Below are 19824 nucleotides of genomic sequence, written 5' to 3'. Positions count from 1 at the left end.
AAATACCCCGGGGGTTCCAGAACGTGCCTCGCGCTTGCCCCAGGTAGTTTCAGCATGAATAAAACGCGCCACGTCAGCACGGTGAATGCCAGATCGAGCAGCCGTCAGGGTATAGTGTCATCGAAAACCTTTGCTACCCCTTGCCTTTTGCCGCCAGTTTTTTCTTGGTCAGGCCTGTGGCCGTGGCTGTAAAGGGGTCTTCAGGCCAGGGATGGCGCGGGTATCTGCCGCGCATTTCACTGCGCACAGCGGGGTAGCCGTTGCGCCAGAAATGCGCCAGATCGCGCGTGATCTGCAATGGCCGCCCTGCGGGAGAATTCAGGCGCAGGAGCAGTGGCACACGCCCCTGGGCAATGGTTGGAGTCTCCTTGCTGCCGAACATTTCCTGCAACTTCACGTCAAGCGCAGGGCCGCCTTCCTCATCATATATTATGGCTTTTTGCGCGCCGGAAGGAACCTGCCAGTGCGTAGGGGCGAGTGTTTCAAGCTGTCGCCGCAGATGCCCCGGCAGCAGTGCGCACAGGGCGTCAAAAAATGCGGCAGTTGTCAGGCCCGCCAGCGACGAGCAGCCACCCAAGGCAGGCGCAAGCCAGTCTTCAAGGTTGTCCAGCAAGGCGGCATCGTCCATGAGCGGCCAGGGGTCGCCGTCCAATTGCCGCAACAGGCTCACTCGGGCTCGCCACTGACGGCTTGGGTCGTCCCAGGGCAGGCAGTCCAGCCCCTGATCGCGCACGTAGGCGCACAGGGCCGTTGCCGCCTGCTCCGGCTTGGGGCGGGGCAGGGGCGTATCCTCAAGCAGCAGTGCGCCCAGCGTTCGCTGATGGCGTGCCGATACCTGGCCTGTGTCACTGACGCGCACCGTGTCTTTCTCAACGATTTGCTGTGCAAAAAGGCTGTCGATGGTTTCTGAATCCAGGGCCGCAGCCAGACGGATGCGGCCGTGCGGCAACGCGCCGTCCGCATGCGCAATCGCCAGAAAGTCCTGACGGGCCAGTGTGTCCGTTTGCGAAACAAGGGCCGATCGCCCGTTGCGCATGCGGTAGGCAGCCATGGGCGAACCCGCGCTGTTCACGGTGTTGAGGCTGCCCGCCTGGAGCATGGCCACCTGCTCCGGCCAGGCAACGGCAACCAGCATGCCCACTGATTCCATATCCGAAAGGGAGGCAGCAAATAACACATCCGTAGCGCCATTCGGGCGATCATCGGGGACATCGGATGCGGAACCGGGTTCACCGGTGGCTGCGTAACGGGTCAGCCGAAGGCTTTGGCGGCGAATACGCTGGCGAAGTCCCTGCTGCCCCCGGTCATCTTTGTCCCGGCGCGGCTCCCAGCTGTCTGTCCGGTGGCTGTCTGGCTGGCGGCACAGCCAATCAAGGCGGCGCGTCAGATCGCAATCCTGTCTGCTGTGAAGAGCGTGCTTTTGGCCGCCAGGCGCGGCGGCAACGGCAAGAGGGTCCCTTTCTTCAAGCAATGCCGCCAGGCAGCATGCCAGGGGACCGTGCCCGTGCGCTGCGCCCCACAGCAGCATGCGGGCGGTTCGTGGAGCCAGCGGCAGCTTTGCCATGCGACGGCCCATATCCGTGGGCTTTCCTGCGCAGTCAAGCGCCTCAAGAAATTCAAGGCACTGGCGCGCCACGGCGAGATGCGCCGAGGGCGGCACATCCAGCCATGCCATTGCGGCCGGGTCAGAAGCACCCCAAGCCGATAACTGCAGGAGCAGGCCCGTAAGGTCGGCATCCAGAATTTCCGGCCGGATATGCGTGCGCATGCCTTTTTCTTCTTCAACGGGCCACAGGCGGCAGCAGATGCCGGGTTCTGTTCTTCCGGCACGCCCGGCGCGTTGGGCCGCCCCTGCCAGAGATACGCGCTCCGTCACCAGTCTTGACAGACCGCTGGACGGGTCAAACCGTGACAGCCGGGCCAGCCCCGCATCAACCACCATGCGGACGCCCTCAATGGTCAGCGACGTTTCGGCAATGGAGGTCGCCAGCACCACCTTGCGCTTGTGCGCCGGGGCAGGCGCTATGGCTTCATTCTGGCTGGCGGACGACAGGTTTCCGTATAGGGGGCAGAGCAGCACATCCGGCGGCAGGCGATCTTCCAGCAGATTCATGACCTGCCGTATTTCGCCAGCGCCCGGCAGAAATGCCAGCAGACTGCCCTTTTCTTCACGCAGCAGCGCAAGAATCACATGGGCCATATGCTGCCACAGGGTAAAAGCGCCCGCCAGACCAGCCGCTGCCCCGTCAATCCGCCCTGATCGGGCGCGCGGGGGTATGTGCCGTATTTCCACAGGGTATGCGCGCGTTTGGCATTGAATTGCCGGACAATGTCCCATCAGGTCGGAAACGGCCTGAACGTCAAGCGTGGCGGACATAACCAGAATGCGCAGATCAGGACGCAAAACCGCCTGACTTTCAAGACAAAGCGCCAGTCCGGTATCTGCTGTAAGCGAGCGTTCATGAAATTCGTCAAAAATGATGCAGCCAGCCTGCGGCAGATCGGGATTTTTCTGTAACAGGCGGGTAAGCACGCCTTCAGTGACGACTTCAATGCGCGTATGGCGGCTAACACGGCTTTCATCGCGCATGCGCAGCCCCACGGTGTGCCCGATTTCTTCGTGAAGAAGAGAGGCCATGTACTGCGCAAGAGCCCGGGCCGCGACTCTGCGCGGTTCAAGCATGACGATGCTGCGCCCCTCAAGCCATGGGGCGTCAAGAAGCCATAGTGGAACGCGACTGCTTTTGCCCGCGCCGGGGCTGGCGCTGAGAACAAGGTTGCAGCCTGCATCCAGCGCGGCAAGAAGAGCCTGGCGCTCTGTATCAAGGGGGCAGGGCGGCAGAACAGTTGCGGAGGCGACGTGTGCGGTACGTTCAGTCATATGATGCAGCGTGCTGTATAAGGACGTAAAGTTCAAACAGCTTTTTTACTGGCAATCCTTCTCGCGTCAGTGTATTGACACAGGAAAGGATGACCGGCGGAGAAGAACTCATGGAGTTAAACAAAAGCGGCATTATCGGGCAGAGTACAAGTCTGGCCGAAGTATTTAAAGTGAAGTAGTCGCGATTTGATCTGACAGTTGTCCCTTGAAAAGCGAGGGGAACTCCGTTTTGATGGAAGTGTAAACGTACCATCAACCGGGCACAGCGCCCACGGAGTTTCCCCATGGAAAGTTTCAATCAAAACGTCATCAAACACAAGACCGGACTTCTCAACCTTGCTGCCGAACTCGGCAATGTCTCCAGAGCCTGCCGCATCATGGGCTTTTCCAGAGATACCTTCTACCGGTATCAAACAGCACGAGACGCCGGAGGCGTTGAAGCGCTGTTTGAGGTCAGCCGCAAAAAGCCCAACCTGAAAAATCGCGTGGAAGAGGCCACGGAACTGGCGGTGTTGGATTTTGCGATAGCCTTCCCTGCTCATGGGCAAGTGCGGGCCAGCAACGAACTGCGCAAAACCGGCGTATTTGTGTCGCCGTCAGGGGTGCGTTCCATCTGGTTGCGCCATGACCTGGCCTCAATGAAGCAGCGCCTGAACGCCCTGGAGAAGAAGTCCGCTGAAGAGGGCATTGTGCTCACCGAAGCCCAGGTACAAGCTCTGGAGCGTAAAAAACACGACGATGAGGCTTGCGGCGAAATAGAAAGCCATCATCCCGGATATCTCGGCAGTCAGGACACATTTTACGTCGGCACCATCAAGGGCGTCGGCCGTATTTATCAGCAAACCTTTGTGGATACCTACTCTAAGTGGGCGGCTGCCAAGCTCTACACTACCAAAACACCCATCACCGGAGCCGACCTGCTCAATGACCGGGTTTTGCCATTCTTCACTTCAATGGAAATGGGCATTATCCGCATGCTGACGGACAGGGGCACAGAGTACTGCGGCAGACTGGAAACGCATGACTACCAGCTTTATCTGGGCATAAACAACATAGAACACACCAAGGCCAAGGCGCGGCATCCGCAGACAAACGGCATCTGCGAACGTTTCCACAAGACCATCCTGCACGAGTTTTACCAGGTTGCCTTCCGGCGGAAACTGTATAACTCTCTGGAGGAACTGCAGGCCGATCTGGATGTCTGGATGGAACATTACAACATCGAAAGGACACATCAAGGGAAAAAGTGTTGCGGCAGAACGCCATTGCAAACACTCCTTGACGGAAAACAGATCTGGAAGGAAAAGGTCGGACAACTCAACTAACCTGACAATCGGAACCATCAAAACGGAACCGACTGTCAGATCAAGTCTGAACTACTACATTTAAAGTTCTGGGCAAGGTTGCGCCCACAGACAGCACCGTGCTTGTAACCGGGGAATCGGGAACAGGCAAGGAGTTGCTGGTGCGCGCCCTGCACTCCAACAGCTGCCGGCATGATAAACCCTTTGTGCCCATCAACTGCGGAGCCATTCCCAAAGAATTGCTGGAAAGTGAGCTTTTCGGGCATGAAAAGGGCGCTTTTACCCATGCGATCCGCTCCCGCCCTGGCCGCTTTGAAGTGGCGGACGGGGGCACTATTTTTCTTGACGAAATAGGCGAGATGGACCTGAGCCTTCAGGTCAAAATTCTGCGCGTACTCCAGGAAAAAGAGATAGAGCGCGTTGGCGGCAGCGGCTGCAAGAAAGTTGACGTGCGCATTGTGGCTGCCACCAACCGTGACCTTGAGGTTGAGGTGGCCGCCGGACGCTTTCGCGAAGATCTATACTATAGGCTTAACGTCATTCCCCTGCACTTGCCGCCCTTGCGCGAAAGGGGTGGAGACGTGCTTGTGTTGGCCAAATATTTTCTGAACTTTTTTTGTTCCAAAAAAAAGCGTCCTACCCTTGTGCTTTCGCCTGATGCGCGTCGGGTGCTGTCTGCATACACCTGGCCCGGCAATGTGCGTGAACTTGAAAATTTTATGGAGCGCCTGAGCATTCTGGTGGATGGCGATTTTGTTCATCCGGATGATTTGCCCAGAAAAATACTTGACCATGTCGGCGATATTGCAGCATTGCCTGAAGTTGAAGAGTGCGTTGAGGAAATAGAGCCCCCAATACATGAAGAATCCTGCCCTGCCGCGCCCGCCTCAGGCCCTGCCGCGCCTGTTGTGGAGAGCGGCGTTCCAGATTCGTATGCTGTTCAGGTGGCTGCCCCGCAGAAGCCCGGGGGGTTCGCCTGGCCCGATCTGGCTGTACTTGAGGCCCAGGCTTTGAATCTTAAGGATTTCCTTGATGCTGTGGAAAGTCGTTTGATTGATGAAGCCCTGGGACGGGCCGAGGGCGTCAAAAACCAGGCCGCTGAACTGCTTGGCATAAAGCGCACGACTCTTATTGAAAAATTGAAGAAACGCAATACATGACGGCGCATTTTTTGCATAACGCATGGCGGTTCCAGGTGCTTCAAACGTTCCGCGAAGTGTACGTGAATAAAAAGATACCCGCTGGCATATGCCAACCTCATCTTCCTTTTTGTGAAGGTTTTGTCGTCAGTCTGCGCCGTGTTCTGTACCGGTTCGGGCGATCTTTTTGTATTTTTCTTCTGGGGGTCGGAAGCATCGGGCTGTTCCCATTGAACGCTCACGCCCTTTCGTGGAACTGGTCAGCTGCTGAAAATGGCGCTGAAAGGCTGCACCTGCAACTGGATGCTCCGGATCAGGTCAACAGTCTGGCCCGTTCTGGCAACAATTCCTTAACGCTTTACTTGAACTCTGATGCGCACTCTGCGCCTTCATTCACGCCTGACGGCCCCATGCCCGCCCAGGGAGCCCTGCTTGAACATGCCGGTCTTGTTGACGGCCATGTGCGCATTCTGCTTTCTTCCCGCACCGTGAGGCATGCTGTGCACCGCACAGCGCCCGACAAGCTGGATATAGAATTTTTTGCCGCCGGAAAGGGGGCGTCAGTCCCGACGGGGGAAGCCACCAGTCTGGCCGGGGAAAAAAACTCCCAGGCCACAGGAGCGGCCCTGCCCTCAGCGCCAAGCGGTTTTGATCATGACAAGGATGGCCTTGGCGAGACCTTGCGGCGCACGCTTGGCCATGAATCGAGCCTGCCGTTTTCGCAGTTGGCGCAGTTTGCGCAGTCGAGTGAAAAAGCGTCTTCAAAACAATCGCCTTCATCCAGTAGTGAAGGATTTTCTGACAGGATTTGGGACTTGCTGGGCTTTTCCGAAGCGCAGGCGGCGCAGCAATCCGCCAGCCCGACGGCTGCGGCCCCGGCTGGCGCAGCGCCAGCTTCCCCGCAAACGCTTGGAGAGCGGGGGAGCATGGTTGACCGGCAAACGGTGTTCGGCCGGATAAACACCGGGGGGCCGGAAAACTGGCCGGAAGACAAGGCGCTTTCTACTGTGACCGGGTCTCTGCCCAATGCAGAGTCCGCCCGCGCCGATCAGGCCCAGGGCGAACCAGACGCGCCAGCGCCGCAAAGTTCCGGCGCTGTGACACGGCAAGAAAACGGCACTGCCGGGCCCGCTGTCCAAAATGAAGCCGCTGCCCATACTTCGGCAGGAGGCAACTCGCCTTCCGCCAATGACGCCACTCCATCAGGGGTTGCGCCAGCATCCGTAGCGCCAGTTGGACAGGAGAAGGCCGAACAGCAACAGGGCGAACAGGCGCAAAAAAACGAACAGGCGCAGCCCGGCGCTTCAAGCGGAGCGCCGTCGGCAACGGCGGCTGTTCTGTCGCCAGCCGCACCCGCTGCACCCGCACCCGCACCCGCTTCGTCCGCGTCCGTTTCGCCTGCTGTGCAGCCCGTGGAAAGCGCGGCGCAGTCCGGCTCTGCCAAACAGGACAAGCCGTCCGGCACTGGCGAGGTATCCGGCAAGGTAAGCGGGCAAACTCTGGGTCTGCCCTCAGGTCAGCATGCGCCCGAAGCCCCTGTCAAAGAGCCGGAAGAGCGCCCCGTCATTTACGTGGACGAGCAGGGCAATCCTGTATCCAGGCCCATCAAGCCTGAAGTTGTGATGGAAGAAGCCGAGAGGCTTCTTCGCGAGCGCAAGTATGTCGAGGCTTTGCCGCAGCTTGAAAAGCTCAAGAGCCTCCCCGGAATCAGCCCGGAGATGCTTGAAAAAACTCTCTATTACATCAGTGATTGCGCGTGGGCGCGCTATGCGGACAATCCGCTTGCGGGATATGAAGCCATTGTGTCCGCCACCAGTGAGGCAATGAACGCCAATCTGCGGTCTCCACGTGTGCCCGAAGCTCTGCTGCGCCTGGGCCTGGCAAATGTTAACGTGGGCAACCTGGTGGACGCGGGGGGCTACATTGTGGCCCTGCTGCGCCGTTATCCTGACTACCCAGGCGTTGCGCAAGGGTTCACGGCGCTGGGCAAGGCCCAGTTGAAGCGCGGTCTCAATGAGCGCGCAGAGCAGTCTTTTTCCATCGTTTTGGATAAGTATCCGGAATCTTCCTATTTGCAGGAAGCGTCCGTGGGGCTGGCTCAAGCCTTCAGCAATCAGAAAAAATTTCAGAATGCCCAGCTTATACTTGACTTCATAAGCAAGCGCTGGCCCCGGTACTATATAGACCAACCGGCGTTTTTGCTTTTGCAGGCAGCCACTGACAAGGCTTTGGACAAAATGCCCGCAGCCCTCAACCTGTATTGGCTTTACTACAATCTTGTGCCCGGCAATTCCGGTAATGACGCTCTTTTGCTGGAACTGGGCGATATCTATGCCCGTCAGGGCGTCTGGACCACGGCGGAATTTGTTTACCACTATGTGGAGCGCCAATATCCCGGGACGTCACCTGCGGCCCTGGCCAAGCTCCGCCTGGCGGAGAAGGGCATTTACGATTCGCCCATTTCCTATGCCGGGATGAGCGCAGTGTTTGCCAGGGCTGACAGTGGGACATTATGGAAGGTATACCATGATTTGGCGGCGAGTTCCAAAACCGCGCCAGAAGCTGTCCTGGCCCGCCTCAAAGAGGCCATGTGGCTGTTTTGGGATAAAAAATATACCGAAGCCATGGGCAAGGCCGCCGATTTTATAGACGCCTATCCTGACAACGCCAATGTCCCCGAAGCCCGTGATCTCATCTGGGAAGCGTTTCAGAAAGAACTGGCCAACTCCCTGGCCGAGAATAATTACGGGCGTATCCTTATACTTTGGAACGGTTTTCCACTTGTGCGCGAGCGTTACGGCGCTCCTGATCCGCGTATGCGTTATGTTTTGGCCCAAGGTCTGCTTGAACGCGGAGATGAGGCAGCCGCCCTGGCTCTGCTGGCGGATTTTTTGAAAAGCCCTATGGATCCCAACTACGGCGAAGCGGCTTTTACGGAATTTTTCAATCGGTATCTCAAAGCTGGCGCATGGGATAAAGTGCTTGATCTTGGCAAACTTGTTTCCACCTGGCCCATGAACAAGCAGTTGCGCAACCAGCTTGACTACGCCATGGCCCTGTCTGCCCAAAATCTCAACCTTTCCGGCCCTGCGCTGGCCATGTGGGCGCAACTGGCGGACCGGCAGGATATTCCGCTGTATCAACGCGCCTACGCGACGTACTTTTTGGCGCGTGACGCTGAGGAACGAAAGGACATCAAGAACGCTTACATGCTTAACCGCAAGGTTGTTGAGCTTTTTACCCAGTTGCAGGATGAGCGTTCGGACAAGGCTGACCCGCAGCGCATCAAGGATGCCCTGGCTGCGCTTATGGACATCAGCGAAGTGGCCAACCGTGTTCCTGAGGCGCTGGAATGGGTTGAGCGCTATAATGCCTACGCGCCCCCGCAATCGCCGGAGTACCCCGGCCTGCGATTCCGTGAGGCGCGACTCTACCGCAAGCTTGGCGATGCCGCGCGGGCGCAGGCCCTGCTGGAAGACATCGTGCGCAACTATCCCGGATCGCCATTTGCCCAGGCAGCCGCCAGCGAACTGCGAACTTTTGAGGTCTCACGCGACCTGCAGAATTTTCTGCCTGGCGCGGCCTCTGCGCCACAGGGATCCTCTGCGCCTCAGGGCGCCGCTGCGCCGCAGGGCGCTTCCGGCCAATAAGAAATTTTGCGCAGGCCCCGCCGCAACTGATATTTATAGCTTTACAAATTATACCAGAACATTATGATGTATACTTGAGCTGACGCCTCATGCAGAAGGTTTTTGACCACCTGCATGCGTTGCCTTGTCTGCGTTCATGGCATAGTGTCGTAATAAATATTGTTATCGCGCACTGGTCCATGTAACTCTGACGGGAAATACCGTTGTTAACGGGGGTAAATATGAAAAAAATGCGTCACGTTTGTCTGTTGGCGCTTCTGGCGACGCTTCTTGCCGGTTGCAATGCGGCCCTGCAGCGTGGGCTGGTTGGGCCTGTGTATGTGTCAACGGCGCGCCCGGCTATCAGCCTGACGGTCAAGGACATGCCCTTGATTGCAGGCGGGCAGGGGCAGTGCAACCTCACCTGGACAAGCGCTCTGGGCGGACTGCCCGTGTCTGTATGGCTGGCCGCCTACGGTCAGGGCACGCTGCAATCACCGCTTGCAATTGTGGCGCAGGCTGAACTGCCGCAACACTGGTACTGGAATAGCGATTCCACGCCGCCTTTCAGCGTGGATCACGCAACCGAGGTCATCGGGGACACCGAATTTTCAGCCAGTACTTTTATTGTAGACAGTTCGCATGATCCTTTTTCGCTTCTGGCCGGAGTGCAGCCTGACACGCCTCCGGTGCGCTGGCTTGTGCGCAGCTTTACTTCCCGGTTCAACTTTAATCTCGACAAGGTTATACTGGAATACCGCGAACCCCTTCCTGAGCAGATGGCTTTTCTTGACGTGCTGACTATCGCACAGACCGATCAGTTGAAGGCATTTGAGCAGCGTGCCAGAAATACCTTTGTTGTCGGAGGGATACCCGAAAATTTGAACGGACTTGCCGATCCTTACCTGAAAAACGTTCGCTGGCAGTTCATGGATCAGCGCTTTTTGGGAACTGTATCACAGTCCGATAATTTTAAGGTAAACTGATTTATTATTAATAATCAGTCCTCCTTGTTTCGAAATCTTCTGGCAACGGCCTTCCAAAACTCGTGTTCTGGAAGGCCGTTGCACATTGAATGCCGCAAAGTTGTATGGAATTTTTGCCCTTACTGCGCCAAAATGGCCAACATATTCGAAATGCCTACATTAATGTTTGTAAAATGATTTTTTTATTACGTATTACTACATTGACGAAATAATAAGCCCTGTGTATGTTCTGCCAATTGGGACTGTGGATTTAACAACTCGATCTGTTTTGAATATAAACGCGCCCCCCACTGTTGCGCGTTTGGCGGATCATAAAGATGACCATAAGGGGTAACTATGGACGACTATTTGAAAGAAGCTCTGGAAATCACCAGGGCGCAGGCCGGTGTGCGTGTGATGAGCGAAGAAGAAATAGCTACTTTCATTCAGAGGGTGGCTCTTGGCATTCGCGCCGTGGCCGAAGGTGAAACTCCGGTTGAAATGGACAGCCTTGAAATGGCTCAAGAGGCTCGTAAGTCTGTCAAGGAAAAGTCCGTTACCTGCCTTGAGTGTGGCAAAAGCTTCAAAATTCTGACCAAACGTCACCTCGCTGGCCACAGCATGAGCACTGCGGAATACCGCGAAAAATGAGGCTTCAAGAAAGATGCTCCGCTGGTCTGCAAGGCCCTTCAGCGCGAACGTCGCAAAAAAATGAAAGACATGAAGCTGTGGGAAAAAAGACGTAAAGTCCAATAATGTACAGGCCCGCCGCGCAGGCGGGCTTTTTTTCATTTGTGCGCCGCAACTGTACTTTAAAGCGCTTTGTGAAGCGCCAGGTCATGTGCGTGAGCAGACGCCCGCAAGGCGCTATGGACGCAAGCCCACCCGTGACCTGCAAGGTCTGCGGATGAAAACCGCATTGCCGGTCATTGGCGCGGGCATTTACAGTAACGGGCATGATCTGCATTGGGTGATTGTTCATTTTTACAGCTAGAGCAGAGCAGCTTTGAGAGCATGCATTCTCAAAGTTTAAGGCACGCTCACTACGGCGTTTGATCGCGCAGATATACTGCGCTTACGCTTCATAGCGAACGTCTGCTCATGCAGCCGTCGGGGCAATGTAAATTTACATTGCCCTAACCTGCTTAAAGGAATGCCTGCCATTTGTAATGGTGCTTTTTTGAAGAGGCTACGAATCCATTTTCATAAAACAGTGCAGACGTCTCGTGGCGCAGATGCTTCTGCACCGGGATGCTTTGCTTTTTGTGAAACGGCAGGCGGGGAAGAGTAGCAGCTTCCTGGTCATTTTTTTCAGGTTTCAGGATCAAGGTATGACTGCAAATTACACGGCGAATACCCCTGCGGAGGCGTTGGAGCTTTTATCGCTTTCAGATGAGCAACTTTTTGCCAGCGCCTCACATCTTCGTACAGCAACATTCGGCAACAAGGTGACGCTTTGTGCCATTATCAACGCACGAAGCGGAAACTGCGGCATGGATTGCAGGTTTTGCTCGCAAAGCAGGCACAACCATACTCCCATTGATGTGTTTCCCCTGCTTCCGGATAAGGAATTGCGCGCCCGTATCCTGGCGCTGGCGGCACAGCCTGTTGCCCGCATAGGCATTGTGACCAGCGGCGGCGCTTTGAGTGGTGAAGAGTTTGAGCGCCTGGCGGGCGTGCTGCAATCTTTGCCGGAGTCTGCGCGCAAACGTGTCTGCGCATCGCTTGGCAGACTTGATGCTGACCAGCTGGCTCTGTTGGCTGACATCGGGCTTGACCGGTATCACCACAATCTTGAAACTTCACGCGAGTTTTATCCAAGCATCTGCACCACGCAAACATGGAGCCAGCGCAGCGATACTGTGGCGCGCGTGCAAAAGGCGGGTATGACGGCCTGTACCGGCGGCCTGTTCGGCCTTGGGGAAAGCTGGCGTGACCGTATCGATTTTGCCTTCAGTCTTAAAGAAATGGGTGTGAACAACGTGCCCATAAATTTTCTGCATCCGCATCCCGAGACGCCTCTTGCCGGGCAGCCGCCACTTGCAGCACGTGAAGCCTTGCGTATTATTGCCCTTTTCAGGCATATCCTGCCCAAAGCAACCTTGCGCGTCTGCGGCGGCAGGCCCTTGGTGCTTGGCCAGCGGCAGAAAGAACTTTTTCATGCCGGGGCCAACGCGCTCATGACCGGCGACTATCTCACCACACATGGTCGAGGGGTGGCTGATGACCTTGCAATGATTGCCGATATTGGGTTGGAGGTTGACTGTGTCCCCCATTGCTGAACCGCATGTGTCCGCGCAGGAAGCACGGCCCTTGCGGGGTCTTTTTGTGGCTGGATCAGGTACGGATGTGGGCAAGACAGTATGCACGGGCGCGCTACTGCGTTGCCTGCGACAGAAAAATGTGGCCGCGCAGGCGGTCAAGCCTGTGCAGACAGGCGTGCGGGCCGATGACGTTGCGACTTCGCCCTTGTCCGACGCCTGTGTTTACGCAAAGGCCATGCAGGGCATAAAATCCATGCAAGGGCTGCAACCGTCGGCGGTTCTCCACTGTTTCGAGTTGCCGGCCTCGCCGCATCTTGCTGCCGCCAAAGAAAACAAACGGCTGAGTTGCCGGAGCCTGCGCGAGGACATTCTTGCCCACTGGCGGGCTGTCCCGGCCAGGGCGCTTCTGCTGGAAGGCGCGGGAGGATTGCGCGTTCCCCTCAATGATGACGAGGACATGCTGGATCTGATGTCCATGCTGGGCTTGCCCGTTTTGCTGGCTGGCGGCAACTATCTTGGCGGACTCAATCATATTTTGCTTTCAGTTGAAGCTCTGCGCCATCACGGACTTGTTCTGGCCGGAGTTGCCCTGACGCCCGCCGCCGACCCTGCCATGAACTGTCCTGGAGTGGATGTGGCGGGCCTTCTGACGGACAATGCCCGTATTCTGCGTAAAAAGCTTGAAGGTATGGACTGCGATGCGCCTGTGGTCGAGCTGCCGCGCCTTGAAAAACTGGACTGGTCCGGCTGGGAAAGGCTGACAGATCTGCTGCGGCCCATAGCGCTGCAAATGGACCTGCGCTGGTCTGAACAAGGCCAGGGCTCTCCGGAGCTTCTGGAAGAAGAACGCCTCATACAGCGGGACGGAAAAACGGTCTGGCATCCCTATGCCTCGGCCACGGATGTTCCGTCCCTTAACGCCGTCAGCCGAACCTTTGCCAACCGCATGGTGCTTGCTGACGGAAAAGAGCTTGTTGACGGCATGTCGTCCTGGTGGGCGGCCATCCACGGATATAATCATCCGCGCCTGCTTGATGCCCTGCATTCCCAGGCTGGACGCATGCCCCACGTCATGTTCGGCGGCCTCACCCATGAGCCGGCCGTGGCCCTGGCAGAGCATTTGCTTGATCTTATGCCGGATGGTTTGGAAAGGGTTTTTTTTGCGGATTCCGGTTCGGTTGCCGTTGAGGTGGCCCTGAAAATGGCCTTGCAGTATCAGCAGAGCAGGGGAGAGCGTCAGCGCACCCGTTTTTTGGCCCCACGCGGCGGCTACCATGGCGACACCATCGGGGCCATGTCTGTCTGTGATCCGGTTACAGGCATGCACAGCCTCTTTTCGGGCGTACTGCCCCAGCAGCTTTTCATGGAGCGTCCTTCGTGCCGCTTCGACCAGCCCTTTGATCCCACGTGCCTTGATGATGCCCGCCGTATGCTCACGGAGCATGGCAAGGAGCTTGCGGCCGTTATCCTTGAACCTGTGGTGCAGGGCGCGGGGGGCATGTGGTTTTACCATCCCGAGTATCTGCGCGAACTTGCGCTATTGTGCCGGCAAGCAGACACGCTTTTGATATTTGATGAAATTGCGACTGGCTTTGGCCGCACGGGCAAGATGTTCGCTGCCGAATGGGCCGAAGTGAGTCCCGATATTCTTTGCTGCGGCAAGGGGCTTACCGGGGGGATGCTCACGCTGGCGGCCACTGCGTGCAGCAGGCAGGTTGCGGAAGGTATTTGCCGGGATGGCGGCGTTTTTATGCACGGGCCCACCTTTATGGCCAATGCCCTGGCTTGCGCCGTGGCCGGAGCCAGCCTTGACATGCTGGCGTCGGGCAACTGGCGAAAGCAGGTGGACGATATTGAACTTGCGTTGCGCGAAGGATTGGCAGGCTGTCAGGGGCTGCCGGACGTCGTCGATGTGCGGGTGCTCGGGGCCATAGGTGTGGTTGAAATGCGCGATCCGGTGAACACGCGCGCGTTGCAGCAATTTTTTGTGGAGCACGGGGTGTGGTTGCGTCCTTTCAACCATCTTATTTACCTCATGCCGCCGTATGTGACTCCCGTGGAAGATGTGGCACAGCTGTGCGCCGCCGTTGAAAAGGCTTTGCACATGGGAGTGTATTTGCCGTGATGTTTCTGCTGGCGTATGTTGCCGTTCTGTTTTTGCACGCATGGTTTATGGCGCGGCGCCGTCCTGACAAGGATACCTATTTCGTTAACGGACGGCGCAGTTCCGCCGCGTTGGTGGCCTTGTCCATTGTGGCTTCCTGCGTGGGCGGTTCCGCCACCATGGGCATGGCCGGGCTGGCGTGGCAGGTGGGGGTTCCGGCCATCTGGTGGCTTATGTCGGGCTCCCTCGGACTGGTTTTGCTGAGCCTTTTTCTGGCCCGCAAGGTGCGCCGCAGCGGGGCCATGACCATGCCTGAAATGCTCACCACGTTTTTGGGGGCTCCCAGCCGTTCCCTGGCCTCCGTCATCATCGTAACGGCCTGGCTGGCCATCCTTGCGGCGCAGTTCAGCGCATTGGCCACAATCATTGCCCCTCTGGCAAATATTGAAAAAAACACGGCCATGTTCGTGGGAGCGGCTGTGCTGGTGGGGCACACACTGGCTGGTGGTCAGGCGTCGGTAATGAAGACTGATATCTGGCAGTTCGGCATTTTGCTGCTTTCACTGGCCATCGCGCTTTTGCTGGCGCTTCATTTTGGAGGTGGGCAGGCGCTTTCTGCCGTGCGGCTGGAAGTGTTCAATGCGCAGTTTCCCATTTCAAAGCTACGCTATTTTCTTCTCATTCTTGGCGGAAGTTACGTGGTCTGCCCTATGCTTTTCGGACGCATGCTCACGGCACGCAACGAGCGAGCGGCACGCAACGGCGGGCTTGTGGCAGCGGCAGGACTTACGCTCACCGCCGCCCTGATTGTGGCTCTGGGCATTGCCTGCCGTGATCTTGTACCTGCCGGAACAGCGCCCGAACAGGTGTTGACCACGGCCTTGCTGACACACCTGCCATCATGGGCGGCCACACTCATCCTGCTTGGCATTTTCAGCGCCATTTTTTCCGCCGCGGATTCCTGCCTGATCACCGCCGCCTCGGTATGCAGCAATGACATTTTGCGCAAGCCCGGCGTAAAAATGTGCCGCTTGTGCCTGATCCTGCTTGGAATTATGGGGCTTGTTCTGGCGCTGCCGGGCAAGGGCATTCTTTCCCTGCTGCTTATGGCCAATGACATCTATGTGTGCGGCGTGGTTATTCCCGTTTTTACCGGCATGCTCCTGCATGGCAAGGTGCATTTTCACCCTTGGGGAATGGCGCTGGCCATTGTGGGAGGGGGTGGGCTTGGGCTCACAGCCGCGCTGACCGGAGTCAGCGACTGGAGCTTTGCAGGTTTGGCGTTTTCACTGGTTATGAGCCTTGCGGCTGCCCGCCGTTTTCCCCGCCCTGCACGGACGGCGGCATCGGCACAGGCAGACCCCGGAATATGAGCCTTGTGGCAGTGGCGTCGGCCAGTTCCGCCATGTCCATAAGCTTTTCAAGCAGTTCAAGAAGGTAAAAACGGTCATTCTCGCAACCGTCTTTGAAGTCTTGTTCCAGTTGGCCTGAATTCATGTAGGTTTCCAGATTTTCCAGGTCTTTGACAGTCAGCATGAGCACTCCTTGGAAGCTTGTTTCAGTCTGGTCAGGCAACGTTCTGTGAGGATATCAGCCAGGTTGAGCACTCGCTCTATTTCTTTTTTGGTGATAGAGTCAAAATGAATGCCGGCAGTCACACACACTACGCAGTTGAGTTCATCTGCCAAACGGCGAGCCATGCGGGCAGCCAACATGTCTTCGCGGTGCCCGGGCACGGCAAGCAGAACATCCGTTTTTTCCCCGCCTGCAACTTCAGTTGAAGGATGCGGGCTGGCAAGGGCGACAGCTCCGATATGGGCCTCGCCGCCACTGCATATGACCTGCAGGTCTTGCCCCTGGTGCACTGCGCGCAGGGTGACGGAAAGTCTGCCGTGTTTTGCGGTCAGGCGCATGTGTTCCCTCGTTACTGGCATCATTCGTGTTTATGGCGGGGTCAACATAGCGCAGGGGGGCTGCCCCCTGCAAGCAGCGCCAGGGAATCTGTTGAATATGTTTTTGGCGCCACAGCACACTTTTTCAGTTCAAAGCATGTTTGCGTCTGCAATGTGCGCTGGTCTTTGTTAAGCGGTTTAAACTCGCGTGTCGCGTTGTTTTTTTACCAAAAATAACGTATTGTGATTTTATTTAAAATAGAAGATGGCCGGACACGCAGATGAAAAAAGCGTCTGTTGTCCATCTTCTTTGGCTTAAAGCTTTTTGTGCCTGATCATAATATTATGAACTTAGAAAACCATATGTTGGAGATGCCATGACTCTAGATCCCACCAAGCACCCAGACTGGAAAATCGCTCAAGATGCGGAAAGCCGCATGAAAACCATTGAAGCCCTGGCATCCGAGCTGGGCCTTGAAGGCCCGGAACTGCTGCCCTACGGGCACTATATGGGCAAGGTTGAGCAACAGGCTGTGCTGCATCGTCTGGAAAATCGCCCCAATGGCAAATACATTGATGTCACGGCCATCACGCCCACCCCTCTTGGAGAGGGAAAATCCACCACGACCATAGGTCTGGTGCAAGGTCTCGCCAGACGTGGGCAGCGCTCTTCGGCAGCCATTCGTCAGCCCTCCGGCGGGCCCACCATGGGCATGAAGGGGTCTGCTGCCGGAGGCGGGCTGTCGCAGTGCATTCCCCTTACGCCGTATTCCCTCAATTTTACGGGTGACCTCCATGCCGTGGGCGCTGCCCATAACCTGGGCATGACAGCGCTCACCGCCCGCATGCAGCATGAGCGCAATTATGATGACGCCACGCTTGAAAAACTCTCAGGAATGGCCCGTCTGAATATAGACCCCACGCGCGTCAACACGGGATGGGTCATGGATTTTTGCGTTCAGGCGCTGCGTAACATCATTATTGGCATTGAGGGCGAGGGACGCCGCAATGACGGCTTCATGATGCGTTCGCATTTTGATATCACCGTGGCTTCTGAAGTCATGTGCATTCTGTCCATAGCCCGCGACCTTGCCGACTTGCGTGAACGGATGGGGCGTATGGTCCTTGCGCACGACCGTAACGGCAAGCCTGTGACCACGAGCGATCTGGGCGTTGCCGGAGCCATGACCGCATGGCTTGTGGAAGCGGTGAAACCCAACCTTATCCAGACCATTGAAGGGCAGCCGGTATTTGTGCATACCGGGCCTTTTGCCAATATCGCCCTCGGGCAGAGTTCGGTCATTGCGGACAGGGTTGCCCTCAAGCTCAGCGACTACCATGTGACCGAATCGGGCTTTGCTTCTGAAATGGGCTATGAGAAGTTCTGGAACCTCAAGTGCCACTACAGTGGTCTTGCTCCGGATGCGGCCGTGGTCGTGGCCACGGTGCGCGCGCTCAAAAATCATGGCGGCGCGCCGCAGCCCAAACCCGGTCAGCCCTTGCCCGAGGCTTACACTCGTGAAGATGTGGGTCTTGTTGAGGCTGGCTGCGCCAATCTGCTGCACCATCTTGGCGTTGTTCGCCGCTCTGGTGTGCCCGCAGTGGTCTGCATCAACAAATTTCATACTGACACCAAGGCTGAAGTGGACGCCATCCGCCGCATATGCGAACAGGCCGGAGCCCGCGTAGCCCTGTCCGAACACTGGGAGAAGGGCGGAAACGGCGCGCTGGAACTGGCGGATGCGGTTATGGACGCCTGCAGGGAAAAGAATGAATTCCACCCGCTGTATGACTGGAAGCAGCCCATAACCGCGCGTATTGAAAGCATAGCGCGTGAGGTTTACGGTGCTGACGGCGTGGAATATGAGTCTCTTGCGTTACAGCGGCTCAAGAGCTTGCAGGAGCGCCCGGACGCCGACAATCTTGGCGTGTGCATGGTGAAAACCCAGTACTCCCTGTCTGACAAGCCCGCACTCAAGGGAGTGCCTACAGGCTGGAAGCTGAACGTGCGCGATGTCCTCTTTTTCGGCGGCGCGGGACTTGTGGCCCCTGTGGCTGGCGATATCAGCCTTATGCCGGGCACGGGTTCCAAACCCTCTTTCCGGAACATTGATGTTGATGTGGAAACCGGCAAGGTAACTGGCTTGTTCTAGGAAAACGCTGAGTTATTTCGTTTGGCGGCGTTGTTTCACTTTTTTTGAAACAGTCGGGAGCGGAAGAGTCCACCCCTGCTTCAAAAAAAGATCGTCCTTGCCAAAGGAAATACCAGCGCGTTTCCAGGAGGCTCTTTAATCAGTGCTTCCCTGGTAAAATAATATGGGGTTTTTGCTCCATACCTGATCCGCCGTTAGCGTGCCGCTTGCCAGTCGTACGCTAACGGCGGAAATTTTTTGCCAGAGTGCCATTCGATTTCGTGGGACATGTTTTCATATGTATGTTTATAAGCTTGCACGTAAAATTGACATATATGCAGGCAGAGTATAGCGTTGTTCAGTAAGAACTGAATTTTCAGACAAAATTGAGCGCTTATGCCACAAAAGCATCAGTCAGCAGTGTAGTCGAAGTCGGCTCTGATTGCCGTATCTATGTCTTCTTGACGCATTTTGTTTCCATACAATTGTATCCGGCTGTTTTTTGCTCAGGCAAGTTCTGAAGAATTTTCTGGCGCAGCCGTGAATGTTTTGCGTGAGAGCAAATCTTCTGTCCGCGTGCCAGTATGGTTGCTGTGTCGCCAACCCGACGACAGACAGACTAATTTCGCAGTGAAAAGTTTTGGCGACTGCCGCACAGTCGCCCGCCATGAAGGCGCACGCAGGGTTCCAGCCGTGTGCACAACCACACGGCCTGTTCCCTGCAATTGCTGTGGGCTTCGTCCAAACGCCTGTCATTGCCCGCAGGTTCCTGTGCCGCGCCATGCAAGATTTCTGCGTCGCAATGACCTTCACAATGACCGTCGCAATGACCATCGCAATGGCAGCGCCGTTGGTGATTGCGCTGGTAAACGCCGCAACGCGTGTGCCTCAGGCCTTGCATGCATATTTTCAACCCAAGCCCCTTGTTGGAGAAAGTGCACATGATCGCGTATATTCACGGCTTTAATTCCAGCCCCGAGAGTCATACCTTTGGCATGTTGCGCAAATTTTTTCCTGATGCGCATGCGCTGAACTATCCTTCAAGCGGCTTTTTCCCCGAAAACCTGGCGCGCCTGCAAAAACAGGCGCGGGCCCTCAATGACGCCTCATCCCCCTTTGTTCTTGTGGGCGCGTCTCTTGGCGGATTTTACGCTTCCCAACTGGCGGCGCTGCTGCTTTGCAACTGCGTTCTTATCAACCCGGTGGTTCGTCCTGCCCAGGCATTGCGGCAATTTGTGGGGCCAAACACCTCTTTTTACGGTGGGCAGCACTGGGAATTCACACACGAAATGTGCGACAGTTATTCCATTTTTGCCGATGCGCGCTCTGCTCCTGTCAAGCGCATGGTGGTTCTGGGGCTGGCCGACACCCTGCTGGACCCCGAAGAGGCGCGTGCCTACTGGAAAAATTACGCATACATTCATGAAACCAACGATGGCCATAGCCTGGCGGCCTTGGATGAAATTATCGTGCGGACGCTGCGCGATTGGCAACAGTAATATGCATATTCAGCC

General features: G+C 56.5%; 13 protein-coding genes and 1 pseudogene. 10 read left to right on the top strand and 4 right to left on the bottom strand.

The window, feature by feature from the left end; all coding sequences use genetic code 11:
• Positions 1–133: 133 nt before the first annotated feature.
• Positions 134–2881, bottom strand: coding sequence for an ATP-dependent helicase HrpB (gene hrpB / locus DESU86_RS00450; protein WP_179979252.1), 2748 nt, complete (start codon positions 2879–2881; stop codon positions 134–136).
• Positions 2882–3165: 284 nt separating this feature from the next.
• On the opposite strand from hrpB, the gene DESU86_RS00445 reads away from it, so the two are divergent.
• The 5 genes and pseudogenes from DESU86_RS00445 to DESU86_RS14585 all read left to right on the top strand — a co-directional run bounded on the left by DESU86_RS00445 (position 3166) and on the right by DESU86_RS14585 (position 10674).
• Positions 3166–4206 carry an IS481 family transposase gene (locus tag DESU86_RS00445; protein WP_072312028.1) on the top strand — a complete coding sequence of 347 codons (1041 nt, stop codon included), beginning with the start codon at positions 3166–3168 and terminating at the stop codon, positions 4204–4206.
• A 98-nt stretch (positions 4207–4304) separates the two neighbouring features.
• Entirely contained in the window at positions 4305–5345 is a 1041-nt protein-coding gene (locus tag DESU86_RS00440; protein WP_232088202.1) for a sigma-54-dependent transcriptional regulator, read from the top strand.
• Positions 5346–5554: 209 nt separating this feature from the next.
• On the top strand, positions 5555–8974 hold the full coding sequence (locus DESU86_RS00435) for a tetratricopeptide repeat protein (protein ID WP_232088201.1): 3420 nt from the start codon (positions 5555–5557) through the stop codon (positions 8972–8974).
• Between the two features lie 221 nt (positions 8975–9195).
• A complete protein-coding gene (locus DESU86_RS00430; RefSeq protein WP_179979250.1) occupies positions 9196–9939 on the top strand; it encodes a DUF4851 domain-containing protein in 744 nt (247 codons plus the stop codon).
• A gap of 336 nt (positions 9940–10275) precedes the next feature.
• A pseudogene (locus DESU86_RS14585) lies at positions 10276–10674 on the top strand (MucR family transcriptional regulator).
• Between the two features lie 389 nt (positions 10675–11063).
• Here DESU86_RS14585 and DESU86_RS00420 read toward each other — a convergent pair.
• Positions 11064–11246: a hypothetical protein gene (locus DESU86_RS00420; RefSeq protein WP_179979249.1), complete on the bottom strand. Its 183-nt coding sequence runs from the start codon at positions 11244–11246 to the stop codon at positions 11064–11066.
• A 3-nt stretch (positions 11247–11249) separates the two neighbouring features.
• Here DESU86_RS00420 and bioB point away from each other — a divergent pair, with 3 nt between their 5' ends.
• The 3 genes from bioB to DESU86_RS00405 are packed head-to-tail and all read left to right on the top strand — an operon-like array spanning position 11250 to position 15659.
• Positions 11250–12200, top strand: a complete 951-nt coding sequence (gene bioB / locus DESU86_RS00415; RefSeq protein WP_179979248.1) for a biotin synthase BioB — start codon at positions 11250–11252, stop codon at positions 12198–12200.
• Positions 12184–14307, top strand: a complete 2124-nt coding sequence (bioA, locus tag DESU86_RS00410; RefSeq protein ID WP_232088200.1) for an adenosylmethionine--8-amino-7-oxononanoate transaminase — start codon at positions 12184–12186, stop codon at positions 14305–14307. The genes bioB and bioA overlap by 17 nt, the downstream gene beginning before the upstream one ends.
• Positions 14307–15659 carry a sodium:solute symporter family protein gene (locus DESU86_RS00405; protein ID WP_232088389.1) on the top strand — a complete coding sequence of 451 codons (1353 nt, stop codon included), beginning with the start codon at positions 14307–14309 and terminating at the stop codon, positions 15657–15659. The genes bioA and DESU86_RS00405 overlap by 1 nt, the downstream gene beginning before the upstream one ends.
• On the opposite strand, the gene DESU86_RS00400 is transcribed toward DESU86_RS00405, so the two are convergent.
• Positions 15580–15822 carry a hypothetical protein gene (locus DESU86_RS00400; protein ID WP_179979246.1) on the bottom strand — a complete coding sequence of 81 codons (243 nt, stop codon included), beginning with the start codon at positions 15820–15822 and terminating at the stop codon, positions 15580–15582. The genes DESU86_RS00405 and DESU86_RS00400 overlap by 80 nt on opposite strands.
• Positions 15816–16199 carry a prenylated flavin chaperone LpdD gene (locus tag DESU86_RS00395; protein ID WP_179979245.1) on the bottom strand — a complete coding sequence of 128 codons (384 nt, stop codon included), beginning with the start codon at positions 16197–16199 and terminating at the stop codon, positions 15816–15818. Before DESU86_RS00395 ends, DESU86_RS00400 begins: the two co-directional genes overlap by 7 nt.
• A gap of 356 nt (positions 16200–16555) precedes the next feature.
• On the opposite strand from DESU86_RS00395, the gene DESU86_RS00390 reads away from it, so the two are divergent.
• Both DESU86_RS00390 and DESU86_RS00385 read left to right on the top strand, forming a co-directional pair.
• Entirely contained in the window at positions 16556–18331 is a 1776-nt protein-coding gene (locus DESU86_RS00390; RefSeq protein ID WP_179979244.1) for a formate--tetrahydrofolate ligase, read from the top strand.
• Between the two features lie 920 nt (positions 18332–19251).
• Positions 19252–19809, top strand: a complete 558-nt coding sequence (locus DESU86_RS00385; RefSeq protein WP_179979243.1) for a YqiA/YcfP family alpha/beta fold hydrolase — start codon at positions 19252–19254, stop codon at positions 19807–19809.
• The last annotated feature ends 15 nt before the right edge of the window (positions 19810–19824 follow it).

The organism is Desulfovibrio sp. 86 (assembly GCF_902702915.1).
Taxonomy (GTDB): domain Bacteria; phylum Desulfobacterota; class Desulfovibrionia; order Desulfovibrionales; family Desulfovibrionaceae; genus Desulfovibrio.
The sequence above is the reverse complement of the archived record's forward strand: the minus strand, read 5'-3'. Positions and strand labels throughout refer to the sequence as shown.